The organism is Clostridium carboxidivorans P7, from assembly GCF_001038625.1.
In the GTDB taxonomy this organism is placed as follows: Bacteria; Bacillota; Clostridia; order Clostridiales; family Clostridiaceae; genus Clostridium_AM; species Clostridium_AM carboxidivorans.
Map to the genome: position 1 here is coordinate 485,496 of NZ_CP011803.1, position 17,496 is coordinate 502,991.

Sequence of the window (17,496 nt, forward strand, 5' to 3'; positions counted from 1 at the left end):
TTTTGAGATATATTATTTCACTAAGGAGGAAAATATAAAATCTTAATGCTGAAAAGTTAGGTCAAAATAAAGGTTTGTTAAATTTCAAAAATGACTAAAATAATTTTAAAAAAAGGAGAGATGGCTAATGAATTATGATGATGATGATGAATATGTAGAAGAAGAAGGTGGTGGAGAAGAAGAAAGCGGCGGCGAAGAAGAATACGAAGAAGAAGAGGTTGAAGAAGGCGGCGGCGAAGAAGAATACGAAGAAGAGGAAGCTGAAGAAGAAGGAGAAGAAGAGGAATACGAAGAAGAGGAAGCTGAAGAAGAAGGCGGAGAAGAGGAATACGAAGAAGAGGAAGCTGAAGAAGAAGGCGGAGAAGAGGAATACGAAGAAGAGGAAGCTGAAGAAGAAGGCGAAGAAGAGGAATACGAAGAGGAAGAAGACGGAGAAGAAGGTGAAGAAGAGGAGTACGAAGAGGAAGAGGACGGAGAAGAAGGTGAAGAAGAGGAGTACGAAGAGGAAGAAGACGGAGAAGAAGATGAATATGAAGGCGAAGAAGATGATGAAGAATTTTCTCTAGAGCTTGATGATGATGTATTTGGAGATAGAAGTGAATATCCTGATGCAGAAGATGGAGACTTTGAAGAAGATGAAGGTGATTGGACACCAGAAGACTATGAAAGTTCAGCACAAGCATTCTTTGGAGATGGAGAATATTTTGGAGATACTGCAGAACAGCAGTATATGGATGATGGATATGAACTTTGTGAGAACAATGAACAATATCTAAGTGATTTGGAAGATGAAATAGAAGGAATATCTGATGTAATTCAATTTTATAGCTTAGATGACACTGTTGTTCCAAGAGGTTTTGTGTCAATGGAAGAACTTTCAACTATTAAAAAATTACATCCAGATGCAGATTTAAGCAAATTGCATACAGCTGTTCCAGTAAAGAAAAGTGGGAGTAAAAAAGCAGGAAAGTCCCGAAAATCCCCAATATCCAAAAAATCCTCTAAGAAAAAGTTAGCAGGGGCTGTTTCAAATATAGATTCAAAGGACACAGTAGACTTAAGAAAATACTGTTCACCAGTAGGTGATCAAGGACAAACAAGTAGATGTTCTGCCTTTGCATGGACTCATGCTATAGAAATGGCTTTAAAAATGAAAGGCGAAGAAGTACCACCTCTTGCCTGCAGTTATACAATGTTGAGCTTCCAAAATCTTCAAGGAGATATGCAGGATTTCGAATATGCATATTCTGGTGGAGAAGGAACACAAGGTGGACCAGAACCAGGTATAGAAATTATGAGTACAGGAACCTGTAGAGAAGAACTATGGCCTAATGATGCTGAAGAGCCAGAAGTTGACGTAGAAGATATGGAAGATGATGCCGGAAATTATTGTGTTGAAGATGTAGAAATTGAATCTATAGAACTGGAAGATGTAAAAAAGATACTCAGTGCAGGTGGATTTGTTCATGTTGGAATGAATACTGGAAAAGCCTTTAGTGAATTAGGTAGAGATGGAGTTATGAATGCAGCTGAAGCACCAAGTGGTCAGCATGGTAGACATGCCATGCTGATTGTGGGATATATTGGAAATTATTATATAATTAAAAACTCATGGGGAACAGAATGGGGGGATAACGGATATTGTTATATTCCAAAGAATGTTCTTGCTGAATCAGAACCAGATCTTTCAGCAGTATTAATTAAGGGAAATAAGGGAAATAAGGGAAATAAAGTAGATGACGAAGATGATGAGGATAATGGTAAAAAAAGAAAAAAGGCAAATAAAGAAGATAATGTTAGAAGAAGAAAAAGGGTAGACGATGAAGAGGATGAAGAGGATGAAGAGGATGAAGATTATGGTGAAAAAAGAAAAATAAGAAAGAGATAATATAAAAAATAATAATATAATTAAAAAACGGAGGGATAAAATGATGAATATTAATAAAAGTTTAGACAAGGCTTATGAAGGAAAATCTTTTAAAGAACTAGTAGATGCACCAGTAAGTGCACTAGAAGGAATAAGTGCTGAAGGTGGAAAAGTTTTGGAAGAAAAATTTAAGATAAAGACAATTGGAGATCTTGCTAAATTTAAATATGCTAAAATAGCAGAAGCAATTGTTCTTTTAGCAGCACAAGAAGAGTAATATTAATAGTTATAATTTATAAAAAATTTGAAAGGTGATGTTTTTTATTATGGGATTTGCAGAATGGTTAAATGATCAAAAGAAAAATTTAGGAGAATCAGTAGATTGGTTATCTGATAAGTTAAAGGAACAAAAGAAAAATGTAGAAGGATCCATTATGAAAGTTACAAATAAAGATTTTATGCAAGCAATTCTTGCAGGATGTGCACTTATAGCAGCTGCTGATGGTAAATTAGAATTGGCAGAAAAAGAAAAAATGGCAGATTTTATAAAAGGAAGCACTATAATGAGCTTATATAACATGAGTGAAGTTTTGGCTGAATTTAATAAATATGCTGAAGTAGTTATTGCCGATTATAATACGGGAAAGAAAGAGTGTATTGATACAATTTTGAAAATAAGATATGCCAAAGGAGAAGCTAAAGAAGTAGTTCGTTTCTGCAGTATAATTGCAGCATCAGATGGTTCAGTAAATGAAAAAGAACAAGCTATAATAAAAGAACTTGTTGAAACTTTAGAATTAGAGCCTAAAGAATTTGGTTTTTAATGAAGAGCAAGTGCTTAATTAAATATGTAAATACCCAAAAATCGAAAAGATGGAAATTCTTATAAAGGAATTTCCATCTCTTTTTTATAACAGTCCGTTCTGTCCTCTTTAAATCACGTCTATCACTTTTATATTGTTTTTTCTATTGTACTTGAGATAATGAAAAAGGCAAAACACTTAGAAAGTATGGTATTAATCCATAAATATATCAATATAATAGTGTGGCAAAAAGAATTGTGAAAATTAATTAATTGGAGGTAAAAAATGAGAAAGTTAAGCAAGGTTCTATTTACTTTTATGCTGTCATTAGCTCTGCTGATCTCATTTTCTATTACTGCTGAAGCAGCAGAAAAGAGTTATAGTTATGACAAGTTAGATGTTGACATAACTCTTCAAGAGGATGGAAGTGCTTTATTTACTGAACATTGGATTGGTACTTTTAAAGGTGGAACCTTTTCTAGATTCAAGAGAAATATTCCTTTGAAAGGCACGCATTCTATTTCTGATTTTTCTGTTTCTGTGGATGATGAAGAGTACAAGCAGATAGACAATTTTGATGCAAATAGACCAAAGGGGGAATTTGCTATTTCAAAGGACAATAATGGGCTAAGTGCGGAGGTTTATTTTAGTGCGAAGGATGAAAGTAAAAACTTTAAATTTTCATATAAAGTAAATAATGCTGTTAGTTTACACAATGATACAGCGGAATTTTATTGGAAGGTATTAGGAGAAGAAGTTGATATACCTATAAAAAATGTAATCGCAAAAGTCCATATTCCAAAGGGCGCTTCAAAGGAAGAAATTAAGGTATGGGCTCATGGACCTCTAAATGGAAATGTAACAAAAGACAGCGGCGAAATAGTTAGTTTAGCTGTGGATAAAGTTTCGCCTAATACTTATGTAGAGATAAGAACAACAGCCCCTTTGAGTTTGTTTCCAAAGGGAAAAAATTTTACAGGCAAAGATGCCCTTAAGGAGATATTAGCGGAAGAACAACAAAATGCAGATAAGGCAAATAAGGAAAGAGAAGCAAATAAAAAGGATAATCAGCGTTTTTTATTCTGGAATATCATATTTCCGATACCCGTTCTTATAGGTGGATTTATATTCATTAAAAAATTAAAAAAGAAAAACTTTAAAAGGCTTCAACCTGCGCTTAAACCCGATTATATAAGGGATTTGCCATCAAAGTTTACACCAGCTGAAGTTACGGATTTATTTTATTTTTATAAAAAACCGGATGTTTATTCGCAAAAATTCACGTCAACTATTTTAGATTTAAGTTTAAAGGGTTTTTTAGAATTTAAGCCTCATAAAGAAGAAAGAAAGACATTAATTAACATAAAGAGAAATAAGGATATCTCTATATTATGTGACCACGAAAAGATTATTTTTAAATTTATTTCCAAAAATGTAGCAGGTCATAATAATTGTATTGATAACTTTGAAATTAAAACTTATATTGATAACAATACAGAAGAGGCAAAGGCTATTTTTGATGAGTTTAATGAAAAGTCTATGGCAAGCTTAGAACAAGCAGACTTTATTGACACTTCAGAAAAAAAGCTTCCTAAGCAGATTAAAATGTTAAGAGCTATTTTAGTATTGGGGATAATTATAACCTTTTATGAAACTAATGTGTTACTTGCAGGAGCATTTGTAATTCTCTTTATAATTTCAATAACTGGTTGTTCATTGGAAAAGCTTACTCAAAAAGGTGAGAATGAATTAGCAATGTGGGGTGCCTTTAAAAATTTTCTTAAGGATTTCACTTTGTTTGATGAAAAAGAATTGCCAGAACTAGTAGTTTGGGAGAGATACTTGGTGTATGCTGTAGCACTAGGGGAAGGTGATACTATATTAAAAGCTCTGCCTATGAAATATCCAGAGCTTCAGAGGGATGATTATTATAATACTTACAATAGTGATTATTATACACTTTATATGATGTGTAATATGGCCAATGAAAGTAATAATGAAAGTAATAATGAGAACAGTGATATTTTTGATTCTATAAGAAAACTTGAAAGTTCAAGCAATGAAAGTTCTGGCAGTGGTGACGGCGGTGGCTTCTCCAGTGGTGGAGGCAGCGGCGATGGAGGTGGTGGTTCCAGCTGTGATTAACATTAGGTTTCTGGCAGTAGTATTAAAAAATTTATAATTTTGAAGGAGGATAATTATGATAATTTTAATTATTGCATTAGTAATTTTGATACCTATTATTTGGGGTGTTTCAGCGTATAACAAGCTTATAAAAGACAGGTTAAAGGTAGACAACCAATGGAGCCAAATTGATGTTCAGTTAAAAATGCGTTCTGATTTAATTCCCAATTTAGTTGAAACAGTATCTGGTTATGCACAGCATGAAAAAGAAACTTTAGGGGAGGTTACAAATGCTAGAGTACGTTACCTTTCAGCAGAAAATCCTGGAGATATTATGAAGGCTTCTGAGGAAATGTCAAAAACCTTATCTCGCTTGATGGCGGTTGCAGAAGCTTATCCAGATTTGAAAGCAAATACAAATTTTCTTGAGCTTCAAAGAGAATTATCCACTATTGAAAAAAGAATTGCAGATTATCGTCAGTTTTATAATGATACAGTTCTTCGATATAATCAAGAAATTTCCACTGTGCCATCTAATATTATTGCAAAACTTTTTAACTTCCATGAAAAAGAATTTTTAGAAGTTACAGATGAGGATAAGGTTAGACCAAATGTAAAGTTTACACATTAATGGTTAATGTGTGGATATAGAGGCAAGCTTAATTACCCCAAGGATAAAAAGTATTCTTGGGGTGTTTTATATATAAAAATTTCATAAGAAATTGCTAGTAATCCGTTCTGCCCTCTTTAAATCCCTTCTGTCACTTTTCTGTTGTTTTTTCTAGTGTATTTGAGATAATAAAAAAAACAAAAATAATTACATTTTTATGTAAGGAGACGATGAAATTGTGTTAAAAAGTATACGATTAAAAATTGTACTTGCAGTTACCTTAATAATATGTATTTTTTCAGTTGGTTTAGGTATTGCTAGTACAATGTTTTCAAAGAAGGTAATAGAACAACAATACTGTAAAGATTATATAAAACTTAATGATGAAACAGTAAAAATATTAATAAAAACTATTGAAGGCTTTGGAAGTGGAATCTCCACAGTAACTGAGAATTCAAATATGAAGGAAATTATTGTCCATCCTGATTTCAAATTGTATACAGTAGATGCGCTTAAAGCATTTCAGGTTTCTAACCCGGATATTGCCCTTGCGTATATTGGAACAGAAGAAGGTAAAGCCATTACATATCCTGAACTTGATTTAAAATTAGATCCAAGAACAAGGAGTTGGTATGAAGAAGCTAAAAAAAGTGATTCTGTTATTTGGACAAACCCCTATGTTGATGCTGCATCTGGAGGTGTTATTATTACAGGAGCAAAGGCAGTTCATAAGGATGGTCAGCTTGTAGGAGTTGTTGGAGCAGATCTTCAACTTGATTATCTAAATAAAATAATGTCAGAGGTAAAGTTTTCACAAACTGGAGTGAGCTATATCGTAAATAAATCTACTGGAAAAATAATTACGCATAAGGATAAAAAATTACTATCAACACCAATTGATAAAGACATATTAAAAGAGATAACCCAAAACCAAAATGGAAGCAAAATAATCTATGATAAAAACAATGTAAAAAAAATACTAATCTATAACTATATAAAAATCTTAGATTCAACACTTATTACAGAAATAAATTATACAGAAATCAGTCAAACAACAAATGATATTAAAAAAGTCATAATAATATTTGCTTTAATTATTACAATTATATTAATACTGATTGCTTATGTGGGTTCAGGGAAAGTTGTTAAGTATATCAATCTTGTGAAGGATGAAATGAAATATCTTGAAGGAGGAGATTTTTCTAGAAAAATAAAAAATATTAAAAGAAAAGATGAAATTGGTCAGCTGTGTAACAGTTTTAATTCCATGGTAGGAAATGTAAGGAAACTTATAATATCCACCCAAGGTGTTGGAAACGAAGTAATGAATGCATCTGAAAATTTATTTTCTTCTGCTGAGGAAACAAATGCATCTGCAGTTGAAGTTTCCCATGCAATTAGAGAAATCTCTATAGGGGCAGAAAAGCAAACTCAGGAAATTCAAAAAACTGTTAATATATCTAACGAACTATCTCAATCACTTGATCAGTTATTAAAAAGCAGTGATTTACTTAATAAAGAAATGGAAAATACTTTAATAGTAAACAAGCAGGGAATTAATATGCTTAAAGAACTTAGTGAACAAAGTGAAAAAACAAAAAAATCAAATATTGAAGTTGGACAAGCCATCGTGAAACTTGATAACAGCACAGAAACTATATATGAAATACTTGAAAGCATAAAATCTATTGCAGCTCAAACAAATTTGCTGGCATTAAATGTTTCAATAGAAGCTGCACGAGCAGGAGAAGCTGGAAATGGATTTAATGTAGTTGCGATGGAGATAAGAAAATTAGCCGAGGAATCAGATGCTGCAACTAGAAGCATTGACAAAATACTTGAAAGCACCAGGACTGAAAGTAAAAACACTGTTTCTATAATGAAAAATGTTAAGAGTATTCATATTGAACAAGAAAAAGCAGTAGAAAATGTAAGCATTGCCTTTGAACAGATATCAAGTTCAGTAGAAAAATCTGCAGGCAGAATAGAAGAAACTATTAATAAAATTGATGAATTAAGAATTCGAGAAAAAGCGATAAAAAATACAGTGAGTAGTATTTCTCAAATTTCAGAGGAAGCATCTATTTCTTCTGAGGAAGTTACTGCTTCAATGCAATGTCAGCTTTCAGCTGTAGAAAATATTTCAAAGAGTGCAGAATCGCTTACAGAGCTTGCGTTAAATTTACGAAAAAGTCTGTCAGAATTTAAATTGGAGTAAGTTTATTGCTAAATAAACAGAAAAAGCTTGGGTAGATTATGTGTCTGCTCAAGCTTTTTAGTTCTGTGTAAAGTTCATACAAAAATGGTTAACATTCCGTTCTAGCACTGTAATAGATTCTATGCATTCTATATAGCTAAAAGTTGTTTGAGTTTAATATGCTTTGGGATATAATAAAAGTAATAGAGAATAACCGAAGGAAGGTGTTTAAGTTGGTTAAGAAACTGCCATATGGAATAAGTAATTTTAAAAATTTGATAGAAGATGAATATATATATATAGATAAAACAGAATATATTGAAAAACTGGAAAATTTTCATTCGCCATATATAACTTTTCTAAGACCAAGACGTTTTGGAAAAAGTCTTTTTACATCGGTGCTTGCAAATTATTATGATATAAATGAAAAAGATAATTTTGAAAAGCTCTTTGGAGAGACTTATATAGGAAAGAAAGAAACCAAAGAAAGAAATAGCTATTATATATTGAAATTTAATTTTACGGGCTTAAATACAGATACAAAAGAAGCATTAGAAAAGAGCTTTACAAGAACGATTAAGGATTCCTTCGATAAATTTATACAAATGTATAATTTAAATATAAGTTATATAGAGGAAGGTTACCCTGCAAGTATATTTGAAAGTTTTCTCACACAAGCCAGTGGAAAAATCAAAAGTCCACTGTATGTAATAATAGATGAGTGTGATCATTTTGCAAATGAACTTCTAAGCTTTCAAACAGAGTTGTTTTCAAACATAGTTAGCAAAACAGGTTTCGTAAGAAAATTTTATGAAGTATTGAAAAAAGGTACAGAGTCAATAGTAAAAAGAATATTTATGACAGGTGTAAGTCCTATAACTTTAGATAGTTTAACCAGCGGCTTCAACATTTCAATGGATTTAACAAGGGATGCTGATTTTAATGAAATGATGGGATTTAACAGGGAGGAAGTTATAAATATAATAAATAGTGTAACTCCAAAGGTTTTAGAAGAAATTGAACTAAATGAATTGATGGAAATACTTCAAAAGAATTATAATGGATATTTGTTTGCAGAGGAATGTGAAACAAGATTATTTAATAGTGATATGATTCTTTATTATATGCAGAGTTATGAGAAGTCAGGTAAGGGGCCTAAAAGCTTAATAGATAAAAATATAGCTAGTGACTATGGAAAATTGGGTAGAATGTTTGAATTCAAAAATAGAAATGCTAATATGCAAGTTTTGCAGGATATATTAAATGGCGAGGAAATCACAGGAAGCATAACAGAGGGATTTTCTTTGGAAAAGAATTTTGATGAAGATGATTTTAAATCTTTATTATTTTATTTAGGGCTGCTTACTATAGAACAGCCTATATTAGGAGGGGTAAGTTTTAAAGTCCCAAACTATGTGATTCAAGATTTATATTTTGAATATTTTACTAAAAAAATTAATGAAGAATTGAATTATGAAATAAATGCATCTGAAATATCTAGAGCTATACGAGAAATAGGTTTAAAAGGAAAAAATGACAGTCTTATAAAAATAGTAGAAAAAACCTTAAATAGGATTTCTAATAGAGATTATATAAAGTTTGATGAAAAGTATGTAAAACTAATATTTTTAGCTTACTGCTTCTTAAGTAAAATATACTTAGTAAAATCAGAATATGAAGTGGATAACGGTTATATAGATATAGCACTTTTAAAACAAGCAAATATGGAACCAGACTTTTTTGCAATCTTTGAATTAAAATATATAACGAAATCAGAGTATGAAAAAGAAGGAGAGAAAATAATAGAGGAAAAGAAAAAAGAAGCGGTAGAACAGATAGAAAAATATAAATGTTCGGAGGAACTAATGGGGCTTCCGAATTTAAAAAAATGGGCTATTATTTTTGTAAATGATAAATGTGTGGTTAATTTGGAGATATAGAGGAAAGCCTAGTAAATTGGTAATATAAGTGAGTGCAGCATAGTAATTTAAGGGCAAAGAAAAGGAAAGCAAAAGTTGCATTAGATTGAGGATTAACTTCAAGCTAATGCAACTTTTTATTTTAATATTCCGTTCTGCCCTCTGCAAATCCCGTCTATCACTTTTCTATTGTTTCCCAGATTGAATTTGAGATAATGTAAAAGGAATAAATTATATAATCTGCTCATCTTATTTTGAAAGGAGGTAAAGGAATTTTGCTAAAAGATTCACTCTCCAAAATGGAGATACCACCATAAAATTGAAACAATATTATCAAGCTATATAGATCCAAGAATTAATTTTGACTAAAAGGAGGAAAATAACGTGCAATCAAAAATTGTAAGCAGAGTTCTTTCGGGAATCCTATCTGTCAGCTTATTAATGCTCCAGATAGGTATGCCGGTGGTATATGCCGAAGAAAGTAACCCAATGCAAGAAAGAAAAACCATTACAGCCTTTGCAGATTTGGCAGAGGCTGTAAAAAATATTACTGTTCCAATGGGTACAGCGGAAAATGAATTGCCCTTGCGTAGAACGGTAGCAGCAACAGTAGAAGGTCAAGGGAGTGATATTGGTGGACTGATGGTAAACAAAATTTTAGGAGAATATAGTACTGAGTCTGTAAGTGGAAAGACAAGAATTGATATTAAAAATGATGCAACATTAGAAATTACGGGAAATCCAGAAGAAAGTGCACAATCTTTTATTTATGTGTTTGGAGGAAATGTCAACCTTGTATTGGACAATGTTAATATTTCAAATGGAATTACAGGGTTAAGTGTAACTGGTAATAGTACTGTTTCTATTACATTAAAAGGCAAAAATACAATGAGCAGTACCACCACATTCGACTCAGCAGGTATTTACGTTAAAGAGGATTCCACTTTAATTATTAATGAAGACAGTACGGGTTCATTACTTGTAACTGGCGGTGAAGATGCTGCAGGAATTGGTGGTAGACAAAATGGTTCAGGAGGTACAGTTACGATAAACGGAGGTACTATTACAGCTAATGGAGGTAAATGGGGTGCAGGAATTGGTGGTGGACAATATGGTTCAGGAGGTACAGTTACGATAAACGGAGGTACTGTAACAGCTAATGGCGGTGAATATGGTGCAGGAATTGGTGGCGGAACCAATGGATCAGGAGGTATAGTTGCGATAAATGAAGGTACTGTAACAGCTAATGGTGGTCAATGGGCTGCAGGAATTGGTGGTGGATATAATGGCTCAGGGGGTACAGTTACGATAAAGGGCGGTATTGTAACAGCTAATGGTGGTGAAAATGGTGCAGGAATTGGTGGCGGAGATGATAGCGGATATCAGGGTACATTGCTATCCAATGATGATGGAAAGGCATGGATTAACGCAAGCAGTGTATCTGCTAATACAGAAAATTTTAAATCAGGTGTATTGTTTAAAGGAAATGAAGGAACTGTATATGGTAACTATTATTTATCCAAAGACCATGAAATTGAAAAAGAAAAAACTATGAATATTCCAGCTAATCAGTCGCTGAATATATCTGGCAACAACACACTTACAGTAAACGGGGAAATTGTTAATAGTGGTATTCTTACTTTCAACAATGGAGTGTTAAATGGCACAGGTATTATTTCTGGTACAGGTGAATTTAAGACTAATATGTTTACACCAGACGACATTCAGTCTATTCCAGATCAGACCTACACAGGAAGTGTTATTGAGCCAGCTGTAACTATTAACGATAAAAAGACCATATTAGGAAAGGCTTTTGATATTGACGCAAGCAGTTATGACAAAACCTATGAGGATAATACTAATGCAGGTACTGCAAAGGTAGTATTTACGGATAAAACTGATGGAAATAAAAAAGTAGAGAAAACTTTTAATATTGTAAAATCTGGAACAACCTTTGATGGCGGCATTAAAACCTATAAGGATAATACTGAAACAAATACTTTTACCTATGGCGATACCATCACCGCAAAAGTAACCCCAAAGGCAACAGGTACTGCACCTGTAACAAAGGGGTTGAAGGCGATGCTCAGTTTTTCTGCACCAACAGTGAACCAAATGGCATTGTTTGCTGGAGATACACAGATTTCTGATACAGTAAGTGCAGATTCAAACGGTGTTTACACAATGACCTATGACACCAAGTTTAAGAACCTTGTAATCGGCAGTAATACCATTACTGCAAAATATGTTGGTAACAGTAATATAGCAGATTACAGTGAAAACGCAACTATTACGTTAAATAAAAAGGCTATCACATCTGCAGGGGTTAATGCTTCTGCAAGCAAAGAGTATAATGGAACAAATAGTTTTATAAGTGTTGCACTGACAACTCTAACAGGTGTGGAAAGTGGTGATACTGTGTCAGCAACTGCAGATGGAACAGTAACAGATGTAAATGTAGGCACAGGCAAAGCCTTTACTGCAGCCAGCATTACTTTAGATGGTAAGGATGAAGTTTATTACAGCCTTGATAAAGCTGCAGTCAGTGGAAATGTATCAATAACACAGGCTGATATCACAGGAACGAAACAAGAACTGCAAGTAGTAAAAGGCTTGGAAAAGGAATATACCTTTGATTTAACTAAGCTGCTACCACAACTTCCTAAGGACAAAAGCTTTGGAGATATTAACTATACGGTAGAAACTGTAGACGATATTGACAAGGTTTTGACACAAAAGCCTACAAGCAGTGATATAAAAGAGGACAAAATCACTTTAAAGGTGGCAAATGTAACTGATAAAGACAAAACAGCAGCAATACAAATTAAAGTGACATCTAAGAACTACAAAGACTTTACTGCTGATTTAAACGTAAAAACCACAGATAAGTTACCACTTACCGTTGAAACTGTGTTTACAGGTGGAACCTATAACGGAAATCCTTATACTTACACAGGTACACCAACTTTCAAAAACGGTACAGAAACTGTGACAGGTATTACCTACACAACAAAATATGTGGGCAGAGATGGTACAACCTATGATGAAAGTGAAACTGCACCAACCAATGTAGGCTCATATAATCTGATTATATCAATACCAACAGACAATGAAATGTATACTGGTAAGATAGAAATTCCTTTTACAATAAGCAAAAAGGATATTACAGTAAAGGCAGATGATAAGTCTATTTATGTAGGAGGGAGTATTCCAGAAAACAGTGCTCTTACCTATACTGTAACTGGTCTAATAGGAAGTGATACATTAAAAACAGTGCCAACTTTGACACTAGATGCAAAGGCAGTATCAACTAGTGCAGGCACCTATACTATTACTGTTGAAGGTGCAGCGGTAGGAGACAACTACAATGTAATTATGAAAAATGGAACCTTTAATGTAACCCCAGCACCATATGTACCACCATATAATCCACCAACACCAACTCCGCAGCCCAAAACTGAAACAAGAGAAATTCCAGTAGTTGTGGACAATGGTGGAGCACAGACAAATGCAGTACAAGTTCCCGTTACAAGAGTAACAGATACGGATGGAACGAAGACAGACACTGTAAAATTTGACGAAGATAAAGCAAAAGAAACAGTAACAAAGGCTTTGGAAACAAAAACCAATACAGCAACTATTAATGTAACAGATATACCAGGAAACAATGCAGATAAGGTAGAAGTACAGGTTCCTCAAAGATCTATGACAGAGCTAGGAAGTAACAATATAGGATTAGATGTAAAAACAGAAAAAGCAGCATTAGAACTGCCAAAGGAAACTGTTTCAGGATTGAAAGATAAAGCTGCAAAAATTCAAATTAGTGAGGTAAAGGACAGTAGTAAAGTTGAAGAAACTAAAGGGCTTATTCTTAAATTAGCTTCAGGTTCAGAGGTAATTGCAGCTCCCCTAAAAATAGAAACAAATTTTACAGGAAGAACAAAAATAACGCTGCCAATAGATGCTTCAAAATTGCCAGCTTCAAAAGAGGCGTTAGATAAGTTTATCTCTTCTTTAGCTGTGGTAGTTCAGCATAGTGATGGAGAAAATACAGTGGATAAAGGTACCATAGTTTATGATTCAAAGGGTAATCCAATAGGTTTATCAATTTGGGTTAACAAATTCAGTACTTTCACACTTGTAGAACTTCCAGATAACTATTTTGATGGAAGAACTGCTATTATGCCAGATAAAGTAGCACCAGATAAAGAATGGCATATTACATTTACAAAGGAAGCAGATAAAAGTACATTAACACCTGAAAATGTATATGTACTGGATTCAGCAGGAAATAAGGTTGAGATAAAGATAAGCTATGGATCTGATAATATATTAAGAGTTGATCCTGTAAATAATTACAAATCAGGAGAAACTTATTATCTATATATTAGCAAAAAGGTTACTTCAAAAAATAAAACTCCATTGCCAAGAGCGTTAAAATTTCAATTTACTGTTAAATAATAATTCAACTTTCGCATTTTGCTTATATTAAGTCAAAAATTTATATGTGCGAAAGTGAGATAATAAGTTATTTTAAATCTGAATAATTTATGATATAATTTCATTATTATATTGTAGAAATTAGAGTGGATGGTGTTGATTTCCTTAAGCATAAGGAACATCAAACGGCAGAAGAGTTATTTAAATTAAAGAAAAACTTACAAATTATTAAGTAGCTAAAAAAGTTTTTAGCTGCAATATTTCAAATAGTATAAGTTAAAAGGGTTGGTATACTAATTAATTAGTGCAACAACCCTTTTACAGTGTGCTCATTTTAAATAATGAAGAGAAAGGTATTAAAAGATATGAAAAATAATTTTATTCAAAAAATTTGTTCTGTTTTTCTTTGTTTGCTTATTAGCATAAGCTTATTAGGATGTGCATCAACAAATAAAACTGTTACAAAAGAAAAACAAATTACAAAAACAGAAAGTGTAAAGACAGATTCCACAAAAAATCAAGATATAAAGAATAAAAAAATAATTAATGACTTTCAAGGAGTGGCAGATTATATACATAAAAATAGCCGTCTTCCTGACAATTTTATAACCAAGGCACAAGCAGCGAAGCTTGGATGGAATCCAGGTAAGGATCTTAACAAGGTGGCACCTGGTAAAAGTATAGGTGGGGACGTTTTTACTAACGCAGAAAAGTCACTGCCAGATGCTCCTAAAAGAGTTTGGCGTGAGTGCGATATTAATTATAATGGAGGACATAGGGGAGCGGATAGAATACTTTATTCCAATGATGGACTGATTTATTCAACTTCAGACCATTATAAAACCTTCAAACTTTTATATAATGGAAAGTAAATTTGATTTAAATGAGGTGAATAGCTTGAATAAAGTAATATTAGAAGGAAGTAAGTTTATAGATAAAGAAGCTTTACATGAAATTTTAAAAAGTGAATTAAAGCTTCCAAGTTATTATGGAGAAAACTTAGATGCTCTTTGGGACTGCTTAACTACAGATGTAAAACTGCCGCTTATAATTGAATGGATAGATTTTGAAACTAGTAAAAAGTTTTTAGGAGATTATGCGGAAAGCACATTAGATATTTTTCGCGGAGCTGAAAAAAGTACAGAAGGAAGACTACAGATACAAATAAAACTTTAATTTAAAGAAATTACAAATATGGATTTGGATTAAACTTATTTTTAAATAAACAGAAAAAGCTTGAGTATATTATATAATGCTCAAGCTTTAATAACTAATTTTAATATCCAATAGTTTGTTCCATTATTTTACATGTTGTTTTTTTAAATTATATTTGAGATAATAAGAAAGTAAACAAAAATACTTGAAAAGTCTGGTGTTAATTTATGAAGATAGCAATATTTGATGATGATAAAACAGATCGTGAACTTCTAAAAAAGTTAATACGTCAGTGCTGTGATAGTAATGTTTGGAATGCTAAGCTAGTGGAATTCTCTAATGGAGAATCATTGATGAATAGTTTTACTCCTGGCGATTTTAATATTTATTTTCTCGATATATATATGGGAGGAATGACGGGAGTGGAAGTAGCTAAAAGAATACGTGGGGATGATGAAAATGCAATAATTATTTTTACTACCTCCAGTGAAGAGTTTTATCGTGAGGGTTTTGACGTAGGAGCACTGCATTATCTAGTAAAGCCAATAAACTATACTAAGGTACAGGATGCCATGAATCGGTGTATTAAACCTTTAGGTGAGATTGCACGACAGATTGAAATTAAGGTAGGTAAGAACATAATTAAGGTAAGATTGATAGAGATTCAGTATATAGAAGTGCTTGGTAACGCTTGTCATATTCATATGGGAGAAAACAAAGTTGTAACTTATACTCCGTTAAATGACATAGAGAAGCTTATAAATGAAAAGTCATTTTTGCGATGCCACCGCAGCTTTCTTGTGAATATGCGTGCCATTGCTCAAAAGACGTCTGATGGGTTACTAATGAAAAATGGCGATTTGGTGCCTGTACCAAAGAATAATCGAACAAGCATTATGAAACAGATTGACAACTATAATATAGAAAGGATGTGGGAATGATTATGTTCAATTCAGCAATGGACATATTCTACATCCTGTTGTTTATGATACCCTGCAGCATGCTAAGATACTATCCATTTTTGGATAAGTTAAGAATTCCACTAAGAAATGTGGTTACTATTTATGGTGTTTTTATTACTTTGGAGGCAGGAGTATTTGCTTATATTATGAATAATGGAAGCATAAATGGCATAGAGATTCAGATTTATCGTATAAGCTGGGGCATAATTTTTGCAGTATATTCCTTTATTGTAATTAAGGAAAAGTTTTTAAAACAGTTTTTCTTTTATTTAATAGTAGCAAGCTATTCAAGTGTAATTTTTGGCACAGCAAATTTTTTAGAAGCACATATTTTTGAGGCTTTTTCAGAAAAACATCCATATACAATTACTAATGCTGCAGCCATTATACAAATTGCATTTACATTTCCTATAATGTTTAAGTTAATAATAAAACGGTTTAAAAAGTTTGCAGATTCAGTAGAAACAGATATTTGGAAAGTTATTTGGCTTATTCCATGTATGTTTTATGGTATGGGTTTTATTTTTACTGTAGATTTAAGGACTGCAGAAAGTTGGAAACATATTGTTACACGATATATGCTTGGTACGGGATCATTTACAGCTTGTTATATATTGCTTAAAACATTAAAACAGTTAGCTGACAATGCTGCTTTAAAGGAACGATTTCGTTTTATTGACCAGCAGCTTCAAATGCAGGTAAAACAGTATAGAGCACTTACTGAGAATATTGAACAGACTCGAAAAGCACGTCATGATTTGCGGCATCATCTTTTACTAGTAAAAAGATACCTTCAGGAGAATAGAAAGTCAGAGCTATTTGAATATTTAGAAGAACAAAGGCAAACTCTTCCTGTAAATGTGGAGGAAAATGTATGCGAAAATACAGCAGTAAATGTTTTAGCTTGTTATTATATTGGACTTGCCAAAGAAAAAGGTATAAATACTGATTTTAAAATCAGTATTTCCAGAGATGCAGGTATTTTAGATTCAGATCTTTCTATCATTTTTGGTAACTGCATTGAAAATGCACTGGAGGCCTGTGAAAGAATGAAAACAGGGGATAGGTTTATTCGTGTTCGAGCAGGTATGAAAATGGGGGAACTTGTCATTATCGTTGGTAATAGTTTTGATGGACATGCAATCTTAAATAATGGAGAATACCGTTCTATTAAACGTAATGGTGATAGAGGCATTGGAATTTCATCTATTCAGGCAGTGGTAAAAAAATATGGAGGAGAGTCTAATTTTGAAAAATCAGATGGAAACCTTTTCAAAGTTTCTATGGTTTTGAAGACTAAAGAGGAAAAAATAGCTCTATAAATTACGTTGCTTTTAAAAATTGTAAAATATTTAAAACTAAAAGCTTGAGCAAGATATAACCTTGTTCAAGCTTTTAGTTTTAGAAATACCTTTGATT

The 17,496-nt window shown here is 32.6% G+C and carries 12 protein-coding genes; all 12 read left to right on the plus strand.

Annotation, left to right across the window (positions count from 1 at the left end):
- Nucleotides 1-127: 127 nt before the first annotated feature.
- The 12 genes from Ccar_RS25970 to Ccar_RS02195 all read left to right on the plus strand — a co-directional run bounded on the left by Ccar_RS25970 (nucleotide 128) and on the right by Ccar_RS02195 (nucleotide 17,399).
- Nucleotides 128-1,888, plus strand: a complete 1,761-nt coding sequence (locus tag Ccar_RS25970) for a C1 family peptidase (RefSeq protein WP_007064437.1) — start codon at nucleotides 128-130, stop codon at nucleotides 1,886-1,888.
- 40 nt (nucleotides 1,889-1,928) lie between these two features.
- Complete coding sequence (locus tag Ccar_RS02145; protein WP_007062741.1) at nucleotides 1,929-2,144, plus strand: hypothetical protein; 216 nt, start codon at nucleotides 1,929-1,931, stop codon at nucleotides 2,142-2,144.
- 49 nt (nucleotides 2,145-2,193) lie between these two features.
- Complete coding sequence (locus Ccar_RS02150; protein ID WP_007062740.1) at nucleotides 2,194-2,691, plus strand: tellurite resistance TerB family protein; 498 nt, start codon at nucleotides 2,194-2,196, stop codon at nucleotides 2,689-2,691.
- A 264-nt stretch (nucleotides 2,692-2,955) separates the two neighbouring features.
- Nucleotides 2,956-4,815, plus strand: coding sequence for a DUF2207 domain-containing protein (locus tag Ccar_RS02155; protein ID WP_007062739.1), 1,860 nt, complete (start codon nucleotides 2,956-2,958; stop codon nucleotides 4,813-4,815).
- A 55-nt stretch (nucleotides 4,816-4,870) separates the two neighbouring features.
- Nucleotides 4,871-5,425, plus strand: a complete 555-nt coding sequence (locus tag Ccar_RS02160; protein WP_007062738.1) for a LemA family protein — start codon at nucleotides 4,871-4,873, stop codon at nucleotides 5,423-5,425.
- 217 nt (nucleotides 5,426-5,642) lie between these two features.
- Nucleotides 5,643-7,622, plus strand: a complete 1,980-nt coding sequence (locus tag Ccar_RS02165) for a methyl-accepting chemotaxis protein (RefSeq protein WP_007062737.1) — start codon at nucleotides 5,643-5,645, stop codon at nucleotides 7,620-7,622.
- Between the two features lie 203 nt (nucleotides 7,623-7,825).
- Entirely contained in the window at nucleotides 7,826-9,541 is a 1,716-nt protein-coding gene (locus Ccar_RS02170; RefSeq protein WP_423230842.1) for an ATP-binding protein, read from the plus strand.
- 363 nt (nucleotides 9,542-9,904) lie between these two features.
- Nucleotides 9,905-13,981, plus strand: coding sequence for a YDG domain-containing protein (locus tag Ccar_RS27530; protein WP_007062734.1), 4,077 nt, complete (start codon nucleotides 9,905-9,907; stop codon nucleotides 13,979-13,981).
- A 344-nt stretch (nucleotides 13,982-14,325) separates the two neighbouring features.
- The gene (locus tag Ccar_RS02180) at nucleotides 14,326-14,832 is read left to right on the plus strand and encodes a ribonuclease domain-containing protein (protein WP_034825690.1); all 507 of its coding nucleotides are present in this window, start codon (nucleotides 14,326-14,328) and stop codon (nucleotides 14,830-14,832) included.
- A gap of 25 nt (nucleotides 14,833-14,857) precedes the next feature.
- Complete coding sequence (locus tag Ccar_RS02185) at nucleotides 14,858-15,136, plus strand: barstar family protein (RefSeq protein ID WP_007064432.1); 279 nt, start codon at nucleotides 14,858-14,860, stop codon at nucleotides 15,134-15,136.
- 206 nt (nucleotides 15,137-15,342) lie between these two features.
- Nucleotides 15,343-16,056 carry a LytR/AlgR family response regulator transcription factor gene (locus Ccar_RS02190; RefSeq protein WP_007062731.1) on the plus strand — a complete coding sequence of 238 codons (714 nt, stop codon included), beginning with the start codon at nucleotides 15,343-15,345 and terminating at the stop codon, nucleotides 16,054-16,056.
- Nucleotides 16,053-17,399, plus strand: a complete 1,347-nt coding sequence (locus tag Ccar_RS02195; RefSeq protein ID WP_007062730.1) for a sensor histidine kinase — start codon at nucleotides 16,053-16,055, stop codon at nucleotides 17,397-17,399. The genes Ccar_RS02190 and Ccar_RS02195 overlap by 4 nt, the downstream gene beginning before the upstream one ends.
- Nucleotides 17,400-17,496: the final 97 nt, after the last annotated feature.